We start from the raw sequence: 25,113 nt of genomic DNA on the forward strand, positions 1-25,113 counted from the left end.
CTGCCCGAAGTGCGCCGCCGCCTTCAGCACCTGCTGCTGCGCCGCATTGGCCACTGCCCACTTTGCCTGCGCCACATCGGCGCCCGCGCACCTCCTCGGGGGCCGTCACGCATGTGACCGGGTAGTACTAACCCCCCGGATGTTCCTCGTGTTTTCCGTCGCAGTCTCTGGAGAGAGCGCCGAGAACGAGTTCGCGCAGGGCTTCATTCGGGGAGCAGACCAACCTGCCCCATTTTCCCTAACACAGGGGCCACCCTGCAGGCGCTACCGAGCCCTGGTGGCGTCGATGGTGCCATCGGGCCGCAGCAACATGGAGCCCCGCCATCCCAGCGTGGGATTGACGTACTTCGTCGAAAACACGCCGAGTTCGGCCCCTTCATCGAAACGGTACGAGACCTCGACGTAGCCATCCCCGTCCGCCCGCCCCTCACACCGGACCTCGGCTTGAGGGGCGACATTTTCATAACGACATGTGCGTCCCGGGAACTTCACCTCCAGACTCCGCAGCTCTCGTTCCGACGCATTGACGACGAGGATGCTCGTCCTGCCCATCCACCACGTCGCTCCCAGGGCAATGATGATGCCGACGGCGCAGATCGAGAGAAGCAGGGTGGGCGTCGAGACTTTGCGCATGTCGAAACCTCAGGGGAAGCGGACTTCAAGCCCTCCTCCATTCAGCGCGCCCAGGCATGCGTCAATGCGAGGGAGCGAGGCGCGCGCGGCAGAGGCGACATCTTCCCTGCCACAGGGGGGCCATGACGAATGCGGGACTTCATCTTCGCCGAGCGTTGGGACCGACGTGCGGTGTCCCGCTGACCCTACTTCGCGAAGGCCCCTTCGGTCGCGCGCAGGGCCCGGAAGAGGGCGTCATGCGTCCCCTTGAGGCCCCTTGCCCCCTCGCGAACAGCCGGCGCGAGGAGCCAGAGCGGAGGTCCTCCTTCGAGCTCTCTCTCCAATCGGAGCCGAGGGTCTCCATGAGCGAGAAAGCTCGGAAATGCCGCGAGTCCGAGTCCGGCACAGCAGGCATCTCGAATCCCGAGCAGCGAGTCACACAGAACGGCTTCGGGTGCATCCTTCGGAACGAAGCGCCACCATTGCATCGAGGTCTTGGCGCGGAGGGCCGAGCTCGGAAGTATCCAGTTCGCCGTCCCGCTGGACCTTCGATAGACCCCGATCCGCAACCGTCCAAGCCGACGTCCACGTAGCGCGCCACCCGGTTCGTGCTTCGGACGAAGCGCGAGGTCGACGCGTCCCGGCACCAGAGCCATCTCCTGGTCGCTCACCAGTACTTCCACGGATTGCGTCGGTGAGATGGTGGACAGCGCCAGAAACAAGAGCGGAGCCAGGACGTCGCTCGTCGTAATCACCACTCGCTGCTGCCGTCCCCGCTGCTCCGCGGTCATCAGACCCGCCACCTCGGTTGCTTGGGTTCGCATCGATCCGGCGCGGAGCGCGATTTCCGCCGCCAGCGGGGTCGGCACAAGCCGCGAACCGCGCACGAACAGCACCGCCCCGTACCGCGCTTCGAGTCCCGCGATGCGGCGGGACACCGACGAGTGTCGCAGCAAGAGCTCGCGCCCGGCTGCCTCGACGCTTCCCGTTCGTACCAGTGCCTCGATGGTCTGGATCTCGTCCCATGAAATGTGCATGAACGCACACGATATGTGCAAAAACGCGGAGTCATCAATCGCGCCGACAACAACTATTCATCGTGGGTACCGTCATTCGACGACGGACCCAGGAGAACTACGATGAAGTCGGACGTCATGCGGCGCGGGGCAGACGAGGGATGGTGCTACGTGCTCGACGCCCCCTTCGGAATCAAGGCGTGACGCTGTCCAAGCGCGCCGTCCTGATCGGAGGCGGCGCCCTCGCGCTGTCCGGATGCTTTCGGCCTAGGAGACAATCGATGCCCCACCTCGTTCATCGCACCATCGAATCTCTTCCCACCACCACGCTGCAGTGGCTCTCGCTTCGAGATCACTTCGTCGCGACGGTGGGCCCAAGGGCAGGAGAAGGGCGACGCATGGGACCCGTTCTCGTGCTCGCTGACGCGACGTTCGCGCCGCACTCGCGCTTCCCAATCCACCCACATCGCGAGATGGATATTCTCAGCGTCGTAGTCGACGGGTCATTGTCGCACCACGGTGACCAGGCGCACGGCGTGACCCTCGGACCAAGGTCCGCTCAGTTGATCTCTGCACGCAGCGGAATCGTCCACGCCGAAGGCAACGACACCGACCAGCCGACGCGAATGCTGCAGATTTGGTTTCAGCCGAACACGTTCGGCGGGGCGCCCGCGTACTTCACTCGCGAGCTCGCGGGCCAAGGTCGCCAGTTGCTGGCGGGCGATCCCGAGATGCCGCTCCGAGCCGATGCGCGATTGTGGTGGGTGGATCTCGTTCCGGGTAGCGAGGAGACTCTTATCGTCGACCGGGCGCGCCAAGGCTATCTGCTCGCGATGACGTCACGACTGCGGATCGCGGCGGTTGGAAGTGAGCCCACCCTCGAACTCGCCATCGGGGAAGGCCTGGAGGTTGGCCCGGGCGCGGTAAGCGTCTCGTCAGACCGTGCAGGTGCCGCGCTCTGGCTGGACGTTGCGTGAACCGACCTGTGCCTACCCGATATTCGGTCGCTGCCTCCTGAGCGCAACCAGGACGCGTCCAGCCCGTCCTTCGTCCGCAGTCCCGAGGGCAACAGCTGTGCCGAGCACTTCATTCGCCCCTCAAGGAGCAACTGCTCTGGGTGCGCCCCTTCTCCACCGTGGAGGAACTGCGGCGGGCGCTGCTGGAGTGGGCACAGCGCTACAACGAGCACTGGCTGTTGGAGCGCCACCACTTCCTCTCGCCGAGTCAGGCCCGGCGGGAGCTGATGCAGTCGAAGCAGGCTGCTGATTACAACCAACCTGGTGTCTCAACAATCCGGCGCGGTACAATGGCTCGATGAGATTCCTTCGGCGGATGAGACTCGCGCAGGTGGCTGTGGCGGCGATTGGCATCTCAAGCTTCGGGTCGGCCGTGGCCGACCCCGAGGTGAAGACAGTGCCCGACGTTCTGGAGGTAGGGGCACTCACCTCGACCTTCGCGGAATTCCAACGAACGTGTGACGCCGCGGGACGGCGACTGTGGGGACAGTCGCTGTGTGCCCCTCTCCTCGTCGTCCATCCCGTCACGCGCGTCTTCGTCGCGAGCACCTGGCCGAGCGGTTCGGGAACAGGGCCCTGGGTGGGAGTGTTCCCCTCGGAACTCACCATCGCCAACACGGCGCTGACTTGGGCGGGAACCACCTGGGTCCAGCTCCAAGCTCCGTTGCCCGATGCCCCCGCGCGTCGCCGTGCCCTGCTTGCCCACGAGGCCTTTCATCGGCTCCGCACCACCTTGGGCCACCCAGGGCGGGAGAAGGACAATGCCCACCTCGATGGCATCGAGGGCCGCACGCTGCTGCAACTCGAGTGGCGTGCCCTCGCGGCCGCCCTGCGCGCAACGCCCCCCTCGGTCCGCACCCGCGCCGTCGAGGACGCACTGGTGTTCCGTCGCGAGCGCCGAGCGCTCTTCCCTGAAGCGGCGGTCGCGGAAGGGCTCCTCGAGGAGCACGAAGGCCTCGCCGAATACACGGGTGTGACGCTGGCGGTGGCCGACGCACGTGGCAGGCGGGCCCTGGCGCTGGAGAACCTCGACGATGCCGTCAAGCGAAGCTCCTTCGTGCGCTCCTTCGCATATGCATCAGGACCCGCCTATGGCCTCCTGCTGGACGAGGCGGGTCCCCGCGCCCAGGGGTGGCGTGCCCGAGCGCTCGCCGGGGCGGACCTGGGAACGCTGCTCCAGGACGCACTGCGGCTGGGCATGCCTGAGCCCTCACCCGAGCGCGAAGCGCGCTACGGAGGCGCCGCTCTGCGAGAGACCGAACGCGAGCGGGCCCGCCTCACCCAGGCCCGGGCCGAGGCGCTGCGCAAGAAGTTGGTGGAGGGCCCAGTGCTACACCTCCCCCTGGTGCGCATGCGTATCCAATTCAACCCTGGTGAGCTCATCCCGCTCGCCGAGCACGGCACGGTGTATCCCGGCGCCCGCATCGTCGATGCGTGGGGCTCGCTCACTGCGACCTCCGACGTGCTCCTCTCCTCGGACTGGAAGACGGCCACGGTGAACGCCCCCCCGTCGGGCCCCCGAGATGCACGCTGGGAAGGCGAGGGCTGGGTGTTGGAGCTGGCCCCCGGCTGGCGCGCCAACAAGGGGCCCCGACCAGGAGACCTGGTTCTCCAGGCTCCCGAGGCTCGCTCACCGGCGCCTCAACCCTAAAGCGAGGTTCGTGATTCTCGAACAGGATGGAGAGCAGGGGCACCTCCCGTTCGGCTCCGTGTGCGCGGAAGACGAGAGAGCGAGAAGTTCCCACCCAGCAGGCCACGCCCGAGAGCCCCCAAGACTCCGCAGAGCACCCGCCCCCGCGCCGCCGCGTAACGCTGCGCTGACGCGCCGGGTGGCGACACGCGGGGCTGCGCGGCCCCAGGGGCGTCAGCGTTCGGCGACCGCGAAGCGCGAGCCGGGGTTGAGCCGCTCGAGCTCTACGCCGCGGGCCTCGGCGGCATCGGCGTCCTCGAACGCGTCGTGCGGCCAGGCATTCTTGGTCGGCGCCATGCGGCTGCCCGGCGTGCCCGGGACGCCTACGTCGAGGTGTCGGAGAGAACTTCAGCGCGGCGCGGACCCGGGAGGCCGTGTCCACGTACGGCGCGCGGCCGTGCCCTGTCGAGATGGACACGGCGGGGGCGAAGCGGGAAGGCTCCCGGAGCGCGGGATGCCCGAAGGGGCACCGACCCACGTTGGAGCGAGGCCTTGCGCGTCCTTCCCTGTGTCGGGCCTCGATGCAAGCCCATCAACCTTGACGCTGCTCGTCCGGTCCGCCACCCTGCGTCGGCTTCAAATCCTCTCTTGGGTGGGCCTGGCAACGCGATTCGGCATGCTTCGAGGTGGAGGGCCTGGCTGAGAGAGGTCCCTCGTGACCTGGAGCGTTCATGACCACCGCTCGTATCCTGGGCCTTGGCTTTCTTTCCGCATTGCTGAGCCAAGGCTGTATGGAATCCCCCGCTGTCCATTCCCCCGACCTCACCGCGCCTCCAAAGACAGACATCTCCGCAGCCTCGCTGGACTCGGCCCCCGCCATCCTCACGACGGAGCTGACCCAAGCCACGGAAGGCGTGACGTACCGTCGTGCCCCCGGTGTCGCGGAGGCAATCCTCGCGGCGGGTGGCACCGCGCCGCTCCAGGTGAGCGCCACCGGACTCCCATCTGGTCTCACGATAGACGAGGACACCGGCATCCTCTCGGGGATTCCCGCGCCCGGCATGGCGGGAAGCCACGCGGTGGACGTCGTCGTCACGGACGCGAACGGGCAGACAGCCCAGGCAACGCTGTCGCTGGAGGTGGTGGCTCCGCGGGCGCTCGGGTCCAGTGGCACGGTGGGCGTGGAGCCGGAGGGCAGCCCCATCACGGACGCGCTGACCGTCTTCGTGATTGGAGAGGATGGGCGCGCACACGAGGGTGCGGGCGTACGGGTGCGAAAGAATGGCGTGGAGTACGTGCCCGCGCGTGAAGCGCTCACGGATGCAGAGGGGCGCGCCTATTTCACCGGCCTGGGGCTGGATGGCGTATCGGATACCGTGGACGTGACCGCCAACGGAGCGGGGCTCTCCAACGCCACGATGGCGCAGGTGAATGCCTCGCTGGTGACGCTGCTCGTCCCCGGCTACCCGGTGCCCCTGCCGCGCGGCAGCGCGAGCGCCACCTGGGATGCGCAGGCGGGAGGCTTCATCATGACAGGCGGACGGGGCTCGGGTGCAAACCAGCCCACGGGGTGTCTCAATGACACGGTGGCGCTCACCTCCGTCGCGACCGGGACCTGGGAGGAGTGGGCCGTCCCGGGACTCTCGGCGCCCGCGGCGCCTCCGGCGCGGGTCGGTGGCGCCTTCCAGTATCGCGGGAGCGGCATCAGCGTGCTCTTCGGTGGAGAGAGCTGCACGGGGTCGAAGCTGTCGGACACGTGGCAGTTCAACTCAGCCACTCGGACCTGGCAGCAGGTGGGGGCGCCGGGGCCCTCCGCGCGTTCGGGCGCGGCGGTGACGGCCTCCCCGGTCTCGGGCAGCATCTTGCTGTTCGGAGGTACCTCCGGGACGGGCTCGCAGGGAGGCCTGTTCGTCAACAACGAGCTTTGGAGCCATGCCCAGGGGTGGGCCAAGTTGTCTCCCACCGGGACGTTGCCGACCGCCCGCGCCTTCGCCGCCGCCGCGCTCGACACGAGCTCCGGGCTCATGTGGATCTGCGGCGGTGCGAGCGGCGCGCCCATCGGCGCCGACCTGGCGACGTGCTCCACGTACAACCGCTCGACCAATGCCTGGGCGAGCGCGCCCTCGCTGCCGGCGGTCCGTCGCGGTGGATTGATGGCTTATCGGCCCGGCGCGGGGATGTATCTCTTCGGAGGAACGTCCAACGGTGCCGCGCGCAACGATCTGCTCCGGTTCAGCGCGGGGGCGTGGACCACGGTCACCGCGCAGGGCGCAGCGGGGAGTCCTCCGAGCAGTGGTGGGGTGAAGCTCGAGACGGACCCCACGACAGGCGACCTCGTCCTCCTCACGGGGACCGGGGCGGTGTGGACCTTCGACGGAACGGCGTGGCAGCGGGCCACTTCGTCGTCTGCGGCGGAGACCGTCACGCTGTCGGGGACGATTTCGGGCGGAGTGACGAGCGGCTTCAGTGGCGCCACCATCTGGGTGGTCGCGCCCACCGGCTTCAGCGCGACCACGTTCTACGTCGGTCTGACGGGTGGGGTCGCCAGCTACAAGCTCACGGGGGTGCCGGCGGGCGTTCCGCTCTCCGTCTATGCCTACTACGAGTCGGGAGGCCTTTATTCTCACAAGGACGTGGGGGAGGTGGGGCCGCTGGTCGCGGACACGACGTTGGACATCGCGCTGGAACCAGGCCCCCTGGCGACCACGACGACGACAGGCACCCTCGTGCCTCCCGCGGATTGGCCCGCCTTCATCAATGCCCGCTATGCGCGAGGGGTTCGCCTCCAGTCAGGACTTCCCGCGCAGCCCAATGGCCCCCCAGAGAGCACGGGCGGCACGTCGAGGACGTTCTCCGCGACCTACATCCCTGCGTCCGCACCCGCCACTCAGGCCGTCTCGCTCGAGGCGACGGTCGTGGGGGCATCGCTCTGCGAGACGTTGACGACCTGGGTCTACAATCCTCCCGCGGGTGCTGTCGGCGCGGTGGCGCTACCGGATGGCATCCGGGGCGTGGCGCCGGGGCTGAGTGAATGCGGCACCGGGACGGTGCCGACGGTCGCGGAGGGGGCGTATCAGCTCACCGCGCCCGCGGGCACGGAGTTGATCTCCGTGCGTCGAGGCGCGCGAGGGATGTCGTGGGACTGGGTGCATCTCTCGCAGGCACAGGCGGGCGCGCAGGCCTTCGACTTCCCGCAGCCCAGCACGCTGGCTCCGAGCAGGCCCGCCCCCAGCGGTCAGGGCACGGCCTGGGAGGTGACCGCCAACGTCTTCGAGCCGGGCTCCGGCTTCCGCTACGAGCAGTTCGAGTCCGCGAATCTGCGGCCCACGAGCACCGCGCGCAGCCACCCGCGCGGCTTCGTGCGTCAGTAGCCGACGCGTCTATCATGCGGTTCATGGCCTACGAGGACTGGGGAACGAGACGCGGCGTCATCGCACAGCGTGGCAACGAGTGGGAACGTACCATCACCTCACGTTCGCTGTTCGCCAGCACGCCAGCGTGTTCGCGACTTCAATACCCGGCGCATCTGGGCCCTTAGCTGGTCAGGCGCAAGGCATTGCGTGAGACGCTCGTAGAGGAACGCGCGGGGCTTGTTACGCACGCCCCGCGCGGCTCCGGATTTCGCGCTGTGAACCGATGGGCTTCGACACGCACCGCACTTCCCCCAACTGAGTGCGCGATACTCAATCCCCACCACTCCGGCACGAGAGCTGATGCCTTGACCAAGCGTCCTTCCGCGACGACGAGGGTCGCGCGGTCAAGTGCGGCGCCGTAGGCAGCCACCTGACGAGGTAGCCGTGTCAGGGCGTCGCGCTCGCTCTTGCTCGCGTAGCCGTGAATCTCACCATCGATGACCACGACATTGACGCGGACGTCACCGAGCTCCAGCCCGAACTCGTCGAGCAGGCGCGTGTCGTCCTCGCCTGCATGCGCGGCGCCGAGTTGCTCCCACAGGGCGTTGCGAACGTCGATGTCATGCATGGCCCATCGCTATCGAACTCAGAGCCTGTAGCGCCCCGCCACCTGCTGCCAGCGCCCGGCTCCCACCAGGCCCCGTATCTCCTCCTCCAGCAGCATCTCGAGCGTCATGGGGTCTTTGCCATCACCCTCTTCACGGACGTTTCGTTCTTGGCGATCCCCGAGGTGCTGCTGCGTTGCCAGGAGATGTACTTCGAGCTCTGTCCGCGTGAGCGACTGCGCTTCTACGCCGACGAGAACATGCGCAAGCACCGCCCGGTCGGTCCGAAGACCTTCGGTATGCTCGAGTCGTCGCTACGGAATCCGCAAGACAAGGACGGAATCGTGGCGCTGGAGCTCAAGGACGGCGAGCACGCGCTGGATGCTCCCAAGCATTTGTTCAAGGTCTACGGGCGTGATCGAGATCGCCGAGGGGACCCCGATCAACTGGCGAATTCTCTGTGCATGACGTTTGCGCCGGAGGACGGCCTCGCACGCGTGCGCGACATGGCTGCGCTGGTGCGTCGAATCGCCGAGATTTTTCCTTACAGGTCGGGTTGCGCCGGTTTCGGCTACCAGGTTTCACGTTACTCGTCCGAAGTTGGTGAGTCCTTCGCGTGGCAAAAATCGATGCGCCATCCTCAGATGGACATCGTACGCTCACTACAGGATCGCCACGCGGTAGCGAACAACGCCGGGAAGACGGTGAACTGGCTCACCTTGGTGTGCGACGAGCTCCTCAGAGAGCTGGGCAGCCCGAAGAATGTCGAGCAGACCTTGGAGGCGCCCATCGAATGGACGCACCTCGGCGCCGGCGTGCTCTTCCAACTTGGCGCGTCGCCTGGGTTCATCGATCGCACCCGTGGCGAAACCGCGCCCGACTACCATCGGCTCCACAGGTTGTTGCGGCCGCTGATCGAGCGCGCGCGGGAACAATCTCCATGGTTCGCGACGGGCAGCAGCGATGACCAGGCCGAGCGGACGGACGATTGGTTCCGGCGCTTCGACCGCGCCTGATGGCTCCGGCGATGCGACACCAGTTCGTTACCTCAAGCGAATCAACGCCACCGAAGTGAAATCCACGCCGGTGAAACTGCGCCTGCGTCAGCGGGAATGACGCCCCCGCGTGGGCGCTCACGTCGCGAGGGAGCCGCGATCCACGGGCGCGCGGCGGGCCAGGAATCGCCGCCACACCTGACGCTCCCACAGCCACCTCCGAGCATCACCGCGACGCCGAGTACACTCCAATCCTTCTTCACCCAGCACCATGCCGCCCGCTCTAAAGGAGACATCAATGCGAGCTGTGCTTCTCACCGCGCTCCTCCTCCTGCACGGAGACGGGAAAGACGGACGTCTCCCTCCAGGGTGAGCTGAGCGGCGACACGTAGACGCTGGCCACCCTGGTGAGCAGGGAGGACACCACCCGGATGTGGTAGGTCGCAGCATGTGCGAGAGGTACGGCCCGCGACTGCCAAGACGTGGTGTCCCCCTGTGCCGACCCAAGATTCGGCCGTTGCGCCATGGGTGCGCAGTGGCCCCTGCGGCAGTGCATCAATGCCAGTGAGCGAGGCGCGCACGGGGCAGGTGCGCGTGCGGCTGTGATGCGGGGCTATCACCGAGGGGGGCCGGGCTTCCGACACCTCCCCCCCTTCTCGGCAGGCCTGAACTTTCAAGACCGCTGGGGATGACGGAGGAATCGCCATGCTGGACTCGGTACCCCTCCGGTAGTTCCCATCTTTGCCCCGGTCACCGCCAAGGCATGGAGCTGGCTGTTCCGCCCAAGCCCCTCTCGCGAAGTTCCGCTGGCCGTAGCTGATGCGCGAGGCGGGGCTGCCGGTCCCGAACCAGGCTGCGCCTCCTCAAGCCTCGGGCGCAGCATCAGTCCCCCATTGAACCGTGCGTCAGTGCAAGTGAGAGAGGCCCTCACGGCAGAGGCGACATCTTCCCTGACTCAGGGGGGACCGCGACGCCGACGCGGCGGACACTGCCGAGCCGACGAGCGTGACCGCACCGCTGCCGCCGCAGTTCCTGCCGCGCGCGCTCGCGACACCTTCGCTCCTGGCGCACATCCTCAGCGACAAGTTCTGCGACGGCCTGCCGTTCCATCGCCAGGAGTGTATGGCTTAGACTCGCCGCATGGGACTTTTGACCTTCAGCATCAACGTCACCTTGGACGGCTGCGTCGACCACCAGGAGGGAATCGCCGACAACGAGACACACGCCTTCTTCACCCGCCTCATGGACGAGGGCGGGGCGATGCTGTGGGGCCGCGTCACCTACGAGATGATGGAGAGCTACTGGCCAGCGGTCGCCCGCGGCGACGAGGAGGCGCCGCCGGCGATGCGTGAGTGGGCGGTCAAGCTGGAGGCCAAGCCGAAGTACGTGGTGTCGTCGACGCGAAAGGACTTCCCGTGGACCAACAGCCACCACATCGCCGGCGACCTGCGCACGGGCGTGCAGAAGCTCAAGGACGCGACCCCGGCCGGCGTGCTCCTCGGTAGCGGCAAGCTCGCGACCGAGTTGGACCGGCTGGATCTGATCGACGAGTACAAGTTCCTCGTCCACCCCAGGATCGCCGGCCACGGCCCGACCCTGTACCAGAGCGGGCTGCCCAGCACGCGACGGCTTGAGCTGCTCTCGGCGAAGCCGCTCCGCAGCGGCGCGGTCGCCATGCACTACCGGCGCGCGCACTGAGACGCCCGGCCCCGCCCGCCGGGAGCAGGGAGCCGAATCCTCCCTAGAGCGGGGCGGCCCCGTATACTCCCGGCCCACGCTTTCTGGCTCACCCAACGCATCAGAGTGATGGGGCCTGTTGAGCTCTTCGCCCTCGGGACTGTGCGCCCCAAATCACATCCGACATGCCCCCACTTCAACACCCTTGAGAAGCAAGCTGACGACGCCCGTCGCTCTGACATACGGCCACACAAGAAGTAAAGTTCGCGGCGAACTCAATCGAAAACCTTGCCTTACGGCATGCTCAGGCGTGCTGGCTCGTGCCTGCTGCCGCTAGAGCGACTCCTGCTCAGTCGACGTTCATTTCACCCAACTTCAATTTCTGGGCCCCGCGACTGTCACTGCACGCACCGCGGAGTCGCCAAACGCCCAGTCCGGGTTCTGCGGTTGCTCAACAACGTCCCGCGCAGTCTGACAAGGACGCATGGCTCTGTTCCGGCGGCCCCCTTCGTCCAAAGCCGTGACACGGCCTGTAGGACCTGACACCGTAGGAGAGCGATAATCGGCACGAGCCCACGACCGTTGCCAGCATCGCCTCGACTTGGCGCCATGGTTCCTTCCATTAGTGATTCGAGCCCCGGACGCGTGCGGCACGGGTTGGGGGCCATGGCCCTGCTTCTCGTGGTCCTCATCTGGGGGGTGTTCGTCGTAGTTCCTGTCTGGCTTCAGGCCGCGCAGGTATGCTTCCCGAACTTCGACCTGGGTATCTATTCCCAGGCAGTGGCGCGCTTGTCGTTGGCGGAGCCCAACCCGTGGATCAGTGCGCGGCAGGTCTTCATCTTCAACGACCACTTCGACCCCATCCTCTGGGTGGCCCATCCTCTGGCGCGGATAATCCCACCCATGTGGGCCGCGTTGGTCGTCGAGGCACTCTTCGTGCTGCTCACCGTGGCCCCCCTGCTTTGGCTCCACTTGAAGGGGTTGCTGAGCCGCAATGCCTTGGTTCTGCTCGCGGTACTCCTGCTGCTGAGTCCCAGCATGGTGGAGGCCATGAAGTTCCCCGTCCACCCGACGACGTGGTCCGTACTGCCCTGGGTGCTGACGGGATTGGCCTTCCATCTGCGCCGCCAAGGATTGCTCCTGGCGTCGCTGGTCCTCCTGTTTGCCTGCAAGGAGGAGTTCGCTTTCGGAGGCGTCATGCTGACCCTCGCGCTGTTCCTGCGTGGGGAGCGACGCCTCGCGACATTCGTGGGGGCGCTGTCGCTCGCCTGGCTCACATGGGTCTATGGGCTGCGCCCTTGGCTCCTGGGCCCCACCGTGGACTACACCTTCCGCCTCAGACAGGGGATGGAGGGAGGCTGGTTCCACTATCTCTCGCTCCGTCTGGCTCCGCCTCATGTGTCGCGCATCGGCACCCTGACGCTGCTGTTCGTCCCACTGGGGGTCTGGGCATGGCGTGAACGGCTGCGGCCCGACTGGACCTGGCTGCTGGTCCTGCTCCCGATGCTGGGCATCCGCTTCCTCGCCATGGCCTGGCGGTTTCACTATGGCGTATCGGTTGTCGCCGCGGCGCTCATGGGCTTCCTGCCTGTCCTCCGCACCCGGAGCCCGCCCTGGTGGGTCATCGCCTCCACCAGCGTGGTGCTCCTCGCCAGCAACGAGCCGAACCTGCGGAAGCTCACGAGCACGCTTGTCTCTCCCCAGACCTCCCCGCGTCATTGTCCCAGGACACCGGAGCGACTGGCGAGCCTCTCTCGGGGCGTGGACATGCTCACCCAGCACAGCGAGGGCTCGGCGCTGCTGAGCAGCAACCTTGTCACCTTGCTGGCGCACCGCAGCGAGATTTACGCCGTGGGCGGCCCACAGCCGGACGAGGGGCGCGTCCATGAGTGGGTGCTCGTCGAGAAGCCTCCGCATGGTGACGTCTGGCCCCTCACCTCCACGCGAGTGCGGGAACTCATCGACGTCTGGCGCACAGATGCAAGCACGCAAGTCATTATCGATGACGAGAACGTTTTCATGGCGCGAGGGCGCTTTACTGCGCACCGCTGACCCTACAACTTATTGAGCGCAGTTCTAAGCCAACTTCCGTGACGAGAAGCGCTGCAACCCGGACCACGGGCCGCTACTCCTCAAGTACGTGGAGGCATTCGCTCGAGAACAGGGGCTCAGTGATATTCACGGCCCCCCGCGTCCCGCGGACTGGCGTCCTGGCCACGCTCCAGAATCCTTCAAGGTGGCGCATGCGATTCAACCAGAGCGCAAGCCTCCTCCGGAGGGCCTCCTGCCTCTGCGTCGACGACTTCGATGCGGACAGACGAGCGAAGTCGCGACGTGGCCGCCCGACGCGTTCCGGTTGATGAAGCTGATGCGGAACCTACTGAGGCAGACTGCGACCGCTATCTGGAAGGAGCACCGCCGGCTCGACATCCAGAGGGACCGAGAAGACAAGTCGCTCGCCGCCATCGACGTCTTCGTTCAGCACCTCATCGACTCTCGTCTACCCATCGGGTGAATGTGTCCACACCTATGCCTGCCCTGACATAGGTCGTCAGGGCAATTGCCACGAACTGGGGCGTGTGCTCAGAGCCATGATGAGAAACATGGCGATCACCATGTCGTAGGTGAGCACTGACCCGAGGCGCATGACAGCGCCAGGTCTTGTCGCGCTTGGCCATCCACAAGGGTGCGGTCAATTTTCAACAAGGATAGATACTCGCCAGGATGGGGTTGTCGAGAGCTTCCTCATCATCTCCACCGGTGCATCGGTCCGCGGCATCCCACGAGGCGCGCCGGACGCCTGAGAGTCGGCCCCTTCGTGGCGTCGAGAGGCTGGGAGATATCTGCCCCCCGAGTCGAGAAGCACTGCCCAACTCGTTGCGTCACCCATCATCATCCACCTGAGCAACACCCCGTTGGAAAACGCAGGCGCGTGATTTTTGTCGCTTGCGACGGGATGTTCAAACTCCATATCGTTTCAGCTCCCCAAACCCAGGAGCGGTATGCCTATCACAATCAGCCTCACCGAGGCGCGCGCTATTGCCAAGGATGCCTATCTGTATGGATGGCCTCTCTCCGAAAATTACAACACGATCTATGCCTACTCCATTGATCCGGAGAACCCGAACTACAAGGCTCCCTTCAATCAGATCTTCAATGACTCCAAGGTGTTCACCCCGGCGGATACGGCCATCGTGACGCCGAACTCCGATACCCCCTACTCATTCATCACCGCGGATCTCAGAGCAGAGCCATTGGTGATCAGCGTGCCGGCCATGGTGCCGGACAACCGCTACTTCTCGTTCCAGTTGATCGACCTCTACACGTACAACTTCAGCTACATCGGCACCCGGGCTACCGGGAACGGTGGGGGCCACTTCCTGCTGGCGGGCCCCTCGTGGGAGAGCGGCGGGGACAGGTCCGATTTCGCTGGCATCTGCTACAGCGCGAGTCATTTCGCCCTGCTTATCGGACGCACGCAACTCTTCGAACCTGATGAAATCTCTGCAGTCCAGGACCTCCAGAGTCAGTACAAGGTCCAGACCCTGAGTGAGTTTCGCGGGGACTCGAAGCCGCCCCAAGCACTTCCCATCAGTTGGCCGCTCCCCATTACCGGAGATAAGAGCAAGACACCCGAGGTCTTCGGCGTCATCAATTTCATGCTCCAATTCTGCCCCACCAATCCCACCGAGGTGGGGTTGATGGAGCGTTTCGCTCGAATCGGAGTTGGCGCCGGCCTGCCGTTCGATGTGAAGTCCCTGAGCCCCGACATGCTTAAGGCTTTCGAAGAAGGCATTGCCGATGCATGGAAGGAGTTCGAGGACCTCAACAAGGAAGTCGCCACAGGCGAGGCGGACTCAAACGATTTTTTCGGTGCGCGGGAATCCAACAACAACAACTACCTGTACCGCTTCGCGGGAGCGAAGATCGGAATCTACGGAAACTCCAAGCAGGAAGCCATCTATCCGATGTACAGCGTGGATGATGCGGGTCAGATACCGGATGGCTCGACGTCTAAATACACGATCACCCTCGCCAAAGACGAAATGCCACCGGCCCAGGCGTTCTGGTCCATCACGATGTATGACGCCAAGACCCAATTGCTCATCAACAACCCCATCAAGCGGTATCTGGTGAACAGCGCGATGCTGGAGATGGGCGAGTTCAAGACTGGGGAAGACGGCTCCCTCACCTTCTACCTCCAGAAGGCTTGCCCCCGGAAGGAGGACGGGGAGAAGAAGAACTGGCTGCCAGCCCCTGCTGCCCCGTTCTACGCGGTCATGCGACTCTACGTCCCGGAGCCTCGCGCATACGAAGGCGCAGACAGGTGGATTCCCCCTCCGATGAAGCGCGCGGGCTCAGTGTCGGAGGAGAGCACCTGACCCGCGCTGGTACGCCGGAGTCGCTCGCGTTTCCCATCTCCAGGCGGGCCTGACTCACGCAGGATGCGGACCATCTGCTCCTCGGTAAACCTGCTTTTCCTCACGACCGACCTACCTCCTGGCCGCGAGGACTCTCTCACTCTTCAACGGGTCCGAGAATCGGGGGGCAGACCACCGCGTGGCCGCCCCCATCTTGTCAGCGCTGCGAACTCGAATCGCCGCTCCCGGACGGCTCATCAGCGCGATCCGCTTGGTCGAACCTCATGCGAACCATGGACCCGGTCCTTGACAAGAAGACGACAGTGGGTGTGTCACCCTCTCTCGGCACAGGTTCCCTGATCTGATTAAGACTCAAGGCAGCCAGGAGACGAATCTGCTGCCAGGCTGGTCGTATCTGTTCCGGAAACCCCGATGCTTCCTGCTCCGCAACTTCTCGCAGGAGGTGGCGGGTGAGCCACGTTCCTGTACCGCGTCGATGGACCTCCGCAACCGCAGCTTGGATTTCGCCCAGTGAATCAGGAGCTTCCAGTTGTGCGTTCAGCGCTCCGAGTGGTGCATGGCCGAGCCACGGAGCAGGTGGGGCACCTGAGGTCAGCGCCAGAGCAGCGGGAAGCGGGTGCGTCGCGCTGCCGCTGCCATCAAGGAGCCACCACCCCCCAGCATCTTCACGCACTTTGACCGGCCCACAATCCAGCTTGGGCGGGTAGGCGAGCCATTCTCGGCTGACGTACATCAGCGATTGAGCTTCTGAAGGCTCCTCGATCGGAGTGAGTTCGCCTGCTGTGCCGACGCTGAACCACTGCCCCGAGGTGTGCAATACGAAGTGCTGCCCGCCCGCATCCACGAATGTGCGCATGAGCCGGAAAAATGTCCACGAGACCTCCCCAATCTCAATGGCCTCGGCCGCCTCCTTGGCTTCCTCTTTCAGGCGACGGACGAACCGTCTGAAATGAAAGGCGCCAGCGCGCCCCCCTCGCCAGATAAGTTCAGCAAGGGGGCCGGCTATCAGGAACGCAGGGTTGCAGACGGCCCCTCGGGTGAAGAACTGAATCCGCTGGATGGATTCCGCCACCTGCTGGCTCTCGTGCTTCCCTGTCTTGCAGTAGGTGGCGAAGTGCTCACAGTTATTGAAGGAGAGACTGTAGCCCCCCTTCCTGAGCATTCCCAACGCAATGAGGCACGTGTGGTCCACTACATGCACAGGTGTGGTGTAATCGACGACCTCTGACTTCCCTTTACCGATGAAGTCCCGCAGGAGCGTACGTCGGATGCATCCCGTGCTCTTTCGGCCGCCTTCGAATCCGGTAAAATGGACTACCGAGCCATCTCCAAGATCAATGCCGTGGTGCCAAAAAGTGCTCCGCGCAACCTTGATATGGTCCGCCCTGGCCATGCAGCCTATTCCTCGCCTATTCGGCACGCATCAGCGTCCGTACAATTTGCGAAGCTGGTGAAACTTCTCGCGGGCAGTGCGCTTGTCAAATGAGGAAAACAACGTCTTGCTGTCCTCTGTCGTGTCAAACCACACGCGCGTGTACAGCCCGCTGCTGACTCCAAGGTAGCCATGTTCCCCGTTCATCTCAGCCGGACAGGCGTCCAGGACATAGAGATGCCGCTTGGATAGCGTTCGGTAGACTTGCTCCAAATCCTTGGAAATCCCCTGTATTGGATTGAAGTTCATGAGGGTCTCCTGGCTCGTGGAATGAGCTCTCCCTTGCAGTACACTTCGTCGGCGCAGCATCTTCCTCATCGAGCCCGCAGTTCGAAGCGGCTGAAGGGGAAACTGCGATGTCAACACTTGACACTTCGTTCCAGGGAAATGGGGAGCCATTGTGGCGATCCCTCGTGGAGCAACTCGCCTTGAGTTTCGGGGAGGAACTCGCGCGCCAAGTCGCGGAGCAGCTAGCCCAGGGGGCTCGCGTTATCTGGCGCAGCATGAAGCCTCCCTCAAGGCCGGAAAGCATCAGCCCGCTGGCCGTCCGCAACTACCTCCGGGGCAGCCCCTTCGGGCATTTGGGCCGTGAGCAGGTAGAGGCCTGGGCTGCGTCCGAACTGGCTGCGCTCGCTCCCCAATCCCGCACCCTTGTCTTCCAGGCCATTGCGAATAGTTGTCCGGAGCGGACGGCACAGGGAGTTCTCCGCTGCGTCGTCGCCTACTTCGCCCAGCAACGATGACCGATTGAGAGCGCCCTTGGAGACACCAGCCCCTCCGCTCCGGCGACTGCCCTCTCAGCCTTCGGCACCGTCTCTCGCGCGGTAGGCGTTCAGGGGGCGCGGCGAGCTGAAGAAGAGGCAGGCCAGCAGCCGGCGGGAGGCTTGTCGCTCGCTGACGTGGCGAGCCGGCGCCGGCGTGCACGTAGGCCCGGAAGCCTGCGGGCCGTGCAATCTGCACCCCAGTTGTACTCAAGCCGCGTCCGGCAAGGGGTACAGCGTCACGATGGGCGACGACGAGCGGCTCCAGAAGCGCCTTCGCTCACGTCTTCAGTCGCGCGCGGGCCGCGCACAACTCCGCGAGCGTGTCGCAGAGAAAAAGTGAACAGCCATGCCCCGGCAGCCTTCACTTCATGGCGGGAGGGATGCAGCGCTGCATGAGCGGAAGCGGCGCCCCGCAGCAGGGCCAACCGGCCTCACCTCGTCAGCAACAGCGCTAAGAACGGCGCGTCGTTCCCCGGTCTGAAAAGCGGCGCTCCAGTCCACGGGCTCGACGTGAACAATGGGCGCACTCGGGAGAGACACGCCCACGGCAGGAAGTCGCGAGCCACGGACTCCACCGCCTTGAGCTCTGTCCTAAGCGGCCCATCGCCTCGCGGTGGCGCTTCAGCTCATTACGGAAGGACTCCCCCTGTGTCAGGGAAGTTGTCGCCTCGGCGGATGTGCCGGGCCTGGAGCCAACGAATAGCTTCGGCGAGAGGTGTCTGCGCCACGCCGTCATGTACAGGAAGACGTCCTTTGACACGCAAGGCCCCGAGGGCAGTCGCTTCGTGGAGCGAATCCTCACGGCCGTCACCACCCTCAAGCTGCAACGGCGCGGTGCCCTGAACTTCCTGACGGACACCATGCATGCTCATCGGCGTCGTCATCCTACGCCCTCGCTGCTGCCGACTCCCGAGGCGATTCAGCTTGAGAACGCTGCATGCGCCGGTGACCAGTTACCTCTGACTCAGTGGCTGCCGCCCACCGCCAGTAGCGCGCCGTCGGGGGAACCGCCCTGGAAGCGCGGCGCAGGACGGCTCCCGTTCGTCCCATGCTCGGGACTGACGCGTTGCACACATGCGATGGAGTCCGAGGGGAGAGGGCAATTGTTGGGGGGGCGGCCTCGGGATAGAAATCTCCGACGCAGAAGGAGGAGTGAATGTCGAGTCGAACCGTCTCCCGGAGGACGTTGCTCCAAGGTGCGTTGGTGGCAGTCGCATTCAATCCCATGAGCCGGAGCTGGGCCTCCACGCTGGAGGCTGGCGCGGTCCCCCTGCCGCCACTCGATGGCGAGTTGCTGATGGACACAGCGTCGCGGACCGCGGCCACAGAGGACTTCGGTCACATCCTCCACCGCACGCCGTGGGCGGTGCTCGTTCCCGGCTCGGTGAAGGACATCGTGGCCATGGTCCGCTTCGCGCGGCGCCAGGGCGTGAAGATCGCCGCCGCTCGGGGCCTCGGTGAGAGCCACAGCACCTTCGGCCAGTCCCAGGTGGCGGCGGGCATCGTCATCGACATGTCCACGCTGTCGACCGTCCACGAGATTGGCGAGAACAGCGCCTGGGTGGATGCGGGCGTCCGGTGGCACGAGCTGCTCCAGGCCTCGCTTCCCCACGGCAAGAGCCCGCCGGTGCTGACCGACTACATCGAGCTGAGCGTCGGTGGGACGCAGTCTGCGGGGGGCATCGGCGGGCAGGCGTTTCGCTGGGGCCTCCAGGTGGACAACGTCCTGGAAATGGACGTCGTCACGGGTCGGGGTGAGCTCGTGCGGTGCTCGCGCTGGCGTGAGCGGCCCCTGTTCGACGCCGTGCGCTCGGGCCTGGGCCAGTTCGGCATCATCGTACGAGCGAGAGTGCGGCTCGTCGAAGTGCCGCCCCGCGCTCGGACGTACACCGCGCTGTACAACGACCTCCACCGCTTCATGGAGGACCAGCGGCGGCTCATCGAGGACGGTCGCTTCGACTACGTCGAGGGCTCCGCCGTCGCCTCCAACGGGGGTCGGGCGTATCAGCTCGAGGTGGTGAAGTACTTCACGCCGGGCTCGGAGCCGAACGATGCGAGACTGCTCGCGGGCCTGGGCTTCCAGCCGGGAACGCTCCAGGTGAGCGACGGCAGCTACTTCGACTTCGCCAACCGGCTCGCGCCGTTGGTCGAACTGCTCAAGCAACTCGGCGTCTGGGGCTTCCCCCATCCGTGGCTGGACATGTTCGTCCCCGCCCGGTCCGCCGAGTCCTTCGTCCAGGAGGTCCTCTCGCAGACCACCGAGGCCGACATGGGGCAGGGGCCCATCCTCCTCTACCCCTTCCGCTCCTCGGAGCTGACCACGCCCTTCCTACGCACCCCCAACGACAGACACGTCTTCCTCTTCTCGCTGCTGCGCACCGCCATTCCACCGACGCCGGAGAACGTCGCATCCCTCCTGCGGAAGAACCGCGCCATCTTCGACCGGCTCACGGCCATCGGCGGGAAGATGTATCCCGTGGATGCCTTGCCCTTGAGCCCCGCCGACTGGCGCCGCCACTTCCACCCCGGCTGGGAGCGGTTCGAGCACGCGAAGCGGCGCTACGACCCGGACCACATCCTCACGCCGGGACAAGGTATCTTCTGATCAACGCCTCCCAAAGGGGCCTCCTCGTGCTCGGGGTCGCATCCCCTGGGAGCGGCTCCGAGGGGAGAGGCTGTGCGCTCAGGGCACGTACACCTCCGCCGTGGCAAGTGGGTGGGTTCATCTGGGCTTGCCCCGATTTCGCGGGGCAGGCTCAGACTCGTTACATTTGCTGCGAGCCCCTGACTGGCGCACCTTCCCAAGAGTCTTGGTAACCTGGGCGGCCATCTGTTCGTCCTGGGCCGGCGCGACGATGCGCTGGAGCCCACTCACGAGGCAGTTCGGCTTCAAAACGAGTGAGTCGCCGCGCATCCCGCGCATCATCGCTGTCACTCACCGTGGCCTCCCTTCCCGAGCAGGACCGAAGGGGCGCACACCGCTCATGAGCGATTCAACAAGAGGGGCGATGGCGCATGTGCCACCGCCCCTCTTCACTGCTTCAAGGCAACGTCAGGACGGCGTCAGTCCTCGCGCCGCCTCCACGCGAGGAGCGAGAGCAACGCCATCGCCAGCGGGAGCGCGGCAGTCGTCCCGGTGGACGAGCAACCGCTGGACTCCTTCGGCGCCGGGGGCGCCGGGCTCACCGTCACCGTGACCCGGTCCTCGGCGGACAGGCCACTCTCCGAGGAGACCTTCACCACGAAGACGAACTCCGTTGCGGCTGAGACCTCAGGCGCGGTGAACTGGACACGCGCCTGCGTCGCGTTCTGGAGCGTCACGGTGGGGCCCTCGCTCTGGCTCCACGCGTAGGTCAGCGTCCCCTGCTCCGGGTCCGTCGCCGTGGCCGTCAGCGTGACGGACTTCGCCGAGAAGGTGGCCACATCGTCCCCCGCGCTCACGGTGGGCGCGAGCGGCACGTGGCGCACCGTCACACTCACCGTCGCGGCCTCGCCACTCAACTGCCCGTCACTCACCACGAGCTGGAAGACGAGCTCCGCGCTCCCCTTGGCGACCGCGGGCGCGGTGAAGCTCGGGGTCAGCGTATCAGCGCCCGTCAGCGTGACGGGCAGGCCGGAGACCTGCGTCCACTGCTGGCTGACCACCGCGTCGCCGTCCGGGTCCTCCGCGCTTCCCTGGAGCGTCACCGTGCTCCCCTCGTCCACCGTCTGCGCGGTGCCCGCGGACACCGCCGGCGCCTTGTTCACCTGGCGCACGAGCACCTGGACCGTGTCCCTGTCCCGCAGACCGCCGTCCAGCACCGTCAGGCGGAAGGTCAGCATGGTATCGGCCAGCACCTCCGGCGCGGTGAAGCTGGGCGTGGCCGTGTCCGCGCCACTCATCGCGGCGAAGGGACCCGCCACCTGCTCCCAGCGGTACGTGAGCGCACCACCCGCCAGGCTGCTGCCGCTGCCCTGCAGTTGCACCACGGACAGCTCATCGACCGCCAGGTCCTCGCCCGCCTGCGCATCCACATGGCCCGTCGTGCAGACCCCCTGCTCGTCCACCAGCGCCGTGAAGGGCGTGTTCGCCAACCCCGTGAAGGCGATGTCATCGATGAACCAGCCAAAGCCCCCGGCCGCCTCATCCGTGCCAATGCGGAAGCGGATGCGAACCACCTTGTCCGCGAAGGCGGTGCCCAGGTTCACGCTCGACGTCACCATCTGCTTCTGCGTGAACGCGAAGCTCGCACCGCCGAAGGCTCGGCGCCCGGTGAGCGGATTGACGTTCCCTTCGTAGTTCGTGAGCGTGACGTTGTACCCGTTGGAGGTGATGCGGTTTCCGATATCGGTCCACGTCTGGCCGTCATCCTCCGACAGCTCGATGACGCCGCCGTCGAAGTACTCTCCCCTTGACGCCTCGAAGGCGTAGCGGTGGCGGAAGGTGAACGACAAGCCCGCCTTGCCCACATGGAGCGGCGGCGAGACGAGCGCGAAGTCCGCGGCGCGCCCCACGTCCTCTCCATGGAAGAAGCGCTGAGTCCCGGCCTCCTCGTTCACGGTGAAGGAGACGCCGCCCATCGCGGACGTCATCGTCCAGGGCAGCAGCCGCGCATCCACACTCTCGGTCGTCGAGGCCGCAGGGAGCTCGTCCTGCTCCACCTTGACGCTCAGCGTCGCCTTCTTGTCACCGGCAGCCACCCCGTTGGCATCGCGGTAGGAGATGTTGAAGTCGACCACCGAGCGAGGCGCCGCGCCCGAGAGCCGCACCGGCACCTCCACCGTGGCCGTTTCGTACAGCCCCATGGCGGGGAAGCTCGCCGCCCCACCATTGGCCAGTTGCACGGCCTGGCTGTTCGACGAGACGGTGATGCTCGTCGCCTGCAACGGGGCGGTGCCCGTGGAGCGCAGCGTGACGCGCAGCACGCCGCTCTCGCCGTTGTCCAGATACCCGTCCGCGTCGCAGGTGTTCTCGCTACCGTCCTCGGTGAGCTCCGCCGAGACGAACACCACGTCCGCGCCCGTGCGGAAGCTCTCCACCACGCCCGCATGGCTCGTGGAGACCCGGTCCGGCGCCACCGCGCCGATTCCCGCGCCACGCCGAGCGAACGCCTCCGCGAAGATTTGGTAGTCCGCCGGGTCTCCCGCATAGGCCGCCGCGAGCAGCGCGTCGCGAGCCTCCAGGAACGTCGGCGAGGCCGGGGTCAGCGTGTACGCGGTGACGAGGTAGCTCATCATCCGCCGCTGGACTTCGTTGAACGAGAGCCGCGAGGAGTCACGCAGCAGCCCGACGTAGCACTCCCACAGCATGGTCGCCCAGACTTCGCCGGCATTGTGGTACTCGGCGTTGCTGCTCCCATCCGCTCCGAAGGCATAGGGCACGCCGCTGGGAAGACGGACTCCGTTGGAGATGTGCTTGAAGGTCAGCGGGTTCTTGCGGAAGTCCACCGAGTAGGGCACGCGGCGAATCCCGAAGTAGGCGGCGTCCGCGCTCATGTTCCGCGTCGCGAAGTCGCCCACCGGGAAGACGCCCGTCCAGTTCGGATTCGAGGCGACCTGCGCATCCTCCTCGCGCACCGAGAGCAGCAGGGCATGGAAGTCCGCCCACCCCTCTCCCATGCTGCGCGCCTGGTTGGTGCCCAGGCCCGCTCCGTCATGGACGAGCCGGTTGCTGATGTAGTGCCCCCACTCGTGCGCCACGATGCTCGTGTCGATGGTGCCGTCCAGGTCACCCTCGGGGCGATGAATCATCGAGAGCTGCACCCCCTCCGTGAGCGTCCCCCGGATGCGGTCCGCGTCCCCCTTCGGAATCATCACCGCGCCAATGCGCGACGGCGAGAGCCCGTTCTCGATGCCCATCCCCTCGGGCATGGCCATGCCATCGATATTGGCGATGACGACCCCGATGGCCCCAGCCGCCTGGGCCGTGAGTGCCTTCCGATGGAAGCTGCAGGTGCCTCGGTCGAAGAGGGCGATGTTCCCCTCCACCTCCGCGGCGTTGGTGAGCGCCGTACAGCCATCCGTGGTGGAAGGCCCGTCGGCGTTCTCCGCATCCAGCCCTTCGACCACGCGGCCGGACACCGAGAACACGCGGGGGGCGAACTGCGAGGAGACGAACGTATACGGTCCCGCGATGCTCGCGGGGGCCGTCACTTCGACGGAACTCTGTGCGGTGCCTCCGGGAAAGATGAACATCTGCATCCGCGGGCGGGCACCATCGGCCGGGGTGGACATGTTGGCGTTGTTCACGCCACCGAAGTCCTGCGCCTCCGCCCGGATGCTGTCACCCCCAAGCCCTCCGCGCCCGTAGTTGTCATGCTGGGCGTTGCCCGCCGCTTCGTTGAAGCCCGCGTCGTAGTACGCGTCGTGCAGCCAGTTGTTCACATAGAACAACTGCGTGACGGAGGACTGGATCTGCTGGGGTGTCTCGTACGGCAGCAGGTTGAAGCTGTGCGGATAGTCGAACGTCGCGGGCCCCGAGAGGGCCGCGCGCATGTCCCCTTCGCTGAACCCGTCCGGCGCGGCCAGGTCCGCGTACGCGTCCACGTTGTTGCCCACCGACTCCCTGGCGTCCACGGGCAGCCACGGGTCATTGCGGCTGAAGGGCGCATTGTCGAGCGTCACCAGGTTGCGCTCGACGAAGAGCGGCACTTCGCCATCCGGCGTCCCCGTCGGGTGCGGGATGTGCGAGTTGCCCGACGGTCCGGCGAACGGAGTGAACGGAGACGTGGCATCCGCCCAGACGCGGTAGCTGTGCGCCGCGTCCTCCGTGAGGTTCTTGCGGAACAGCACCCGGCCGTCCTCCGCGGCGATGACGTACGAGTAGTAGTCCGAGGCCGAGGAGCCCGCGGCGCCCGTGTTCAGCTCCACGTAGTAGGCGGGGAGCAGTCCCTCGGGAAGCTGGAAGAGTACCGGCTTGCTTCGAGCGGGGATGCGCAACCCGACCGGGAGCGGCCGGGCATAGGGGACCAGCTCATGATGCGAGTAGCGGCCCGAGGCCCCGCCCGTGAGCCGCAACAGGCCGGCATCGAGCGACTGCCCCGTCAGGTCCGCGAACGCCGCGGCCACGGCCTGGGGAGCCCCCATCCGGAAGGCGCGCGCGGGGCTCTTGTTGCCCTGCCCCACGTCCGGCGAGAGGTGACCTGAGGCGGCCACCAGCACGTTCTCCTTGTCGAGGAGCAGGTTGACGGTGCCACGGAACACCTCGACTCCCCCCACCTCCTGCCGCAGCGTCACCACCGAGGAGCCCAGCGGGCTCCGGCGAACGCTGGCGACCGAAGTCCCCACCTGCGAGAGCGACCGGCCGCCATGGAACGGAGCCAGCGCATCGAGCTGGAGCCGGGCCGCGGTCGCCGGAGACATCCGCGCGTAGTCGCTGGCCGCGCGAAGCGACGGGGGAAACGCCATACCTTGCGCGGGCCGCGAGGCCCAGACGAAGGTCGGCACGCCGAGCCGGTGCTCGCGGTGCAGCACCTGTCCGCCCAGACTCCCACTGTCCTCCAGGAGCGAGCGTGCTCCGGGAGCGGGCGAGCGCTCCAGCAGTGCATCGTAGTTGGGAAGGGAATCGGCACCCGCCTGCGTGCCCGCGAACGCCAGCGCGACACCGGCGAGGTTCTTGAAGAGCGATTTCACGAGATGGACCTCGGAAGATG

Annotated in this window: 17 protein-coding genes and 3 pseudogenes; 12 read left to right on the forward strand and 8 right to left on the reverse strand. The window is 66.1% G+C overall.

The window, feature by feature from the left end; translation table 11 throughout:
- Positions 1-264: 264 nt before the first annotated feature.
- Both FMQ63_RS13835 and FMQ63_RS13840 read right to left on the reverse strand, forming a co-directional pair.
- On the reverse strand, positions 265-633 hold the full coding sequence (locus FMQ63_RS13835; protein ID WP_011556075.1) for a hypothetical protein: 369 nt from the start codon (positions 631-633) through the stop codon (positions 265-267).
- Between the two features lie 185 nt (positions 634-818).
- The gene (locus FMQ63_RS13840; RefSeq protein WP_011556076.1) at positions 819-1,649 is read right to left on the reverse strand and encodes a LysR family transcriptional regulator; all 831 of its coding nucleotides are present in this window, start codon (positions 1,647-1,649) and stop codon (positions 819-821) included.
- Between the two features lie 260 nt (positions 1,650-1,909).
- On the opposite strand from FMQ63_RS13840, the gene FMQ63_RS13845 reads away from it, so the two are divergent.
- From FMQ63_RS13845 to FMQ63_RS13855, 3 genes and pseudogenes are all read left to right on the forward strand, one after another.
- Positions 1,910-2,605 (forward strand): pirin family protein, encoded by a 696-nt coding sequence (locus FMQ63_RS13845; RefSeq protein ID WP_225909507.1) that lies wholly within the window; start codon positions 1,910-1,912, stop codon positions 2,603-2,605.
- Between the two features lie 54 nt (positions 2,606-2,659).
- Positions 2,660-2,946: pseudogene (locus FMQ63_RS13850) on the forward strand (integrase core domain-containing protein); the annotation flags it as partial.
- A 14-nt stretch (positions 2,947-2,960) separates the two neighbouring features.
- Positions 2,961-4,295 carry a hypothetical protein gene (locus FMQ63_RS13855; protein WP_020478492.1) on the forward strand — a complete coding sequence of 445 codons (1,335 nt, stop codon included), beginning with the start codon at positions 2,961-2,963 and terminating at the stop codon, positions 4,293-4,295.
- A gap of 213 nt (positions 4,296-4,508) precedes the next feature.
- Here FMQ63_RS13855 and FMQ63_RS38385 read toward each other — a convergent pair whose 3' ends face one another.
- Complete coding sequence (locus tag FMQ63_RS38385) at positions 4,509-4,631, reverse strand: hypothetical protein (protein ID WP_011556079.1); 123 nt, start codon at positions 4,629-4,631, stop codon at positions 4,509-4,511.
- 434 nt (positions 4,632-5,065) lie between these two features.
- Between FMQ63_RS38385 and FMQ63_RS13860 the strand changes: the two genes are divergently transcribed.
- Complete coding sequence (locus FMQ63_RS13860; protein ID WP_026114177.1) at positions 5,066-7,645, forward strand: kelch repeat-containing protein; 2,580 nt, start codon at positions 5,066-5,068, stop codon at positions 7,643-7,645.
- 163 nt (positions 7,646-7,808) lie between these two features.
- On the opposite strand, the gene FMQ63_RS37905 is transcribed toward FMQ63_RS13860, so the two are convergent.
- A complete protein-coding gene (locus FMQ63_RS37905) occupies positions 7,809-8,255 on the reverse strand; it encodes a sce7726 family protein (protein ID WP_011556081.1) in 447 nt (148 codons plus the stop codon).
- A gap of 147 nt (positions 8,256-8,402) precedes the next feature.
- On the opposite strand from FMQ63_RS37905, the gene FMQ63_RS13870 reads away from it, so the two are divergent.
- Entirely contained in the window at positions 8,403-9,248 is an 846-nt protein-coding gene (locus tag FMQ63_RS13870) for a type VI immunity family protein (RefSeq protein WP_225909508.1), read from the forward strand.
- A gap of 274 nt (positions 9,249-9,522) precedes the next feature.
- Here the strand turns inward: FMQ63_RS13870 and FMQ63_RS38390 are convergent, their stop codons facing one another.
- Positions 9,523-9,651 (reverse strand): hypothetical protein, encoded by a 129-nt coding sequence (locus tag FMQ63_RS38390; RefSeq protein WP_255509242.1) that lies wholly within the window; start codon positions 9,649-9,651, stop codon positions 9,523-9,525.
- Between the two features lie 581 nt (positions 9,652-10,232).
- On the opposite strand from FMQ63_RS38390, the gene FMQ63_RS38695 reads away from it, so the two are divergent.
- The 4 genes from FMQ63_RS38695 (at position 10,233) to FMQ63_RS13890 (ending at position 15,286) form a co-directional block, all read left to right on the forward strand.
- Complete coding sequence (locus FMQ63_RS38695) at positions 10,233-10,358, forward strand: transposase (RefSeq protein WP_020478494.1); 126 nt, start codon at positions 10,233-10,235, stop codon at positions 10,356-10,358.
- Between the two features lie 9 nt (positions 10,359-10,367).
- Positions 10,368-10,925, forward strand: a complete 558-nt coding sequence (locus FMQ63_RS13880; RefSeq protein ID WP_011556083.1) for a dihydrofolate reductase family protein — start codon at positions 10,368-10,370, stop codon at positions 10,923-10,925.
- A gap of 645 nt (positions 10,926-11,570) precedes the next feature.
- The gene (locus tag FMQ63_RS13885) at positions 11,571-12,956 is read left to right on the forward strand and encodes a DUF2079 domain-containing protein (protein ID WP_020478495.1); all 1,386 of its coding nucleotides are present in this window, start codon (positions 11,571-11,573) and stop codon (positions 12,954-12,956) included.
- A gap of 950 nt (positions 12,957-13,906) precedes the next feature.
- Positions 13,907-15,286 (forward strand): DUF1254 domain-containing protein, encoded by a 1,380-nt coding sequence (locus FMQ63_RS13890; RefSeq protein WP_020478498.1) that lies wholly within the window; start codon positions 13,907-13,909, stop codon positions 15,284-15,286.
- Positions 15,287-15,482: 196 nt separating this feature from the next.
- On the opposite strand, the gene FMQ63_RS13895 is transcribed toward FMQ63_RS13890, so the two are convergent.
- Positions 15,483-16,679 carry a lecithin retinol acyltransferase family protein gene (locus FMQ63_RS13895; protein ID WP_052296520.1) on the reverse strand — a complete coding sequence of 399 codons (1,197 nt, stop codon included), beginning with the start codon at positions 16,677-16,679 and terminating at the stop codon, positions 15,483-15,485.
- Between the two features lie 30 nt (positions 16,680-16,709).
- Complete coding sequence (locus FMQ63_RS13900) at positions 16,710-16,967, reverse strand: hypothetical protein (protein WP_020478499.1); 258 nt, start codon at positions 16,965-16,967, stop codon at positions 16,710-16,712.
- Positions 16,968-17,648: 681 nt separating this feature from the next.
- Between FMQ63_RS13900 and FMQ63_RS37410 the strand changes: the two are divergent.
- The 3 genes and pseudogenes from FMQ63_RS37410 to FMQ63_RS13915 form a co-directional block, all read left to right on the forward strand.
- A pseudogene (locus tag FMQ63_RS37410) lies at positions 17,649-17,807 on the forward strand (transposase); the annotation flags it as partial.
- A 349-nt stretch (positions 17,808-18,156) separates the two neighbouring features.
- Positions 18,157-18,387, forward strand: a pseudogene (locus FMQ63_RS13910) (IS66 family transposase); the annotation flags it as partial.
- A 251-nt stretch (positions 18,388-18,638) separates the two neighbouring features.
- Entirely contained in the window at positions 18,639-20,087 is a 1,449-nt protein-coding gene (locus FMQ63_RS13915) for an FAD-binding protein (protein WP_011556088.1), read from the forward strand.
- Between the two features lie 458 nt (positions 20,088-20,545).
- On the opposite strand, the gene FMQ63_RS13920 is transcribed toward FMQ63_RS13915, so the two are convergent.
- Entirely contained in the window at positions 20,546-25,093 is a 4,548-nt protein-coding gene (locus FMQ63_RS13920) for a myxosortase-dependent M36 family metallopeptidase (RefSeq protein WP_011556089.1), read from the reverse strand.
- Between the last annotated feature and the right edge of the window lie 20 nt (positions 25,094-25,113).

It is taken from the genome of Myxococcus sp. CA005 (assembly GCF_006518205.1).
GTDB classification, from domain to species: domain Bacteria; phylum Myxococcota; class Myxococcia; order Myxococcales; family Myxococcaceae; genus Myxococcus; species Myxococcus xanthus.

Bases quoted from the DNA above. Each gene is read 5' to 3' on its own strand.
- FMQ63_RS13835 (WP_011556075.1), bottom strand. From the start codon at position 633: ATGCGCAAAGTCTCGACGCCCACCCTGCTTCTCTCGATCTGCGCCGTC.
- FMQ63_RS13840 (WP_011556076.1), bottom strand. From the start codon at position 1,649: ATGCACATTTCATGGGACGAGATCCAGACCATCGAGGCACTGGTACGA.
- FMQ63_RS13845 (WP_225909507.1), top strand. From the start codon at position 1,910: ATGCCCCACCTCGTTCATCGCACCATCGAATCTCTTCCCACCACCACG.
- FMQ63_RS13855 (WP_020478492.1), top strand. From the start codon at position 2,961: ATGAGACTCGCGCAGGTGGCTGTGGCGGCGATTGGCATCTCAAGCTTC.
- FMQ63_RS38385 (WP_011556079.1), bottom strand. From the start codon at position 4,631: ATGGCGCCGACCAAGAATGCCTGGCCGCACGACGCGTTCGAGGACGCC.
- FMQ63_RS13860 (WP_026114177.1), top strand. From the start codon at position 5,066: ATGGAATCCCCCGCTGTCCATTCCCCCGACCTCACCGCGCCTCCAAAG.
- FMQ63_RS37905 (WP_011556081.1), bottom strand. From the start codon at position 8,255: ATGCATGACATCGACGTTCGCAACGCCCTGTGGGAGCAACTCGGCGCC.
- FMQ63_RS13880 (WP_011556083.1), top strand. From the start codon at position 10,368: ATGGGACTTTTGACCTTCAGCATCAACGTCACCTTGGACGGCTGCGTC.
- FMQ63_RS13885 (WP_020478495.1), top strand. From the start codon at position 11,571: ATGGCCCTGCTTCTCGTGGTCCTCATCTGGGGGGTGTTCGTCGTAGTT.
- FMQ63_RS13890 (WP_020478498.1), top strand. From the start codon at position 13,907: ATGCCTATCACAATCAGCCTCACCGAGGCGCGCGCTATTGCCAAGGAT.
- FMQ63_RS13895 (WP_052296520.1), bottom strand. From the start codon at position 16,679: ATGGCCAGGGCGGACCATATCAAGGTTGCGCGGAGCACTTTTTGGCAC.
- FMQ63_RS13900 (WP_020478499.1), bottom strand. From the start codon at position 16,967: ATGAACTTCAATCCAATACAGGGGATTTCCAAGGATTTGGAGCAAGTC.
- FMQ63_RS13915 (WP_011556088.1), top strand. From the start codon at position 18,639: ATGTCGAGTCGAACCGTCTCCCGGAGGACGTTGCTCCAAGGTGCGTTG.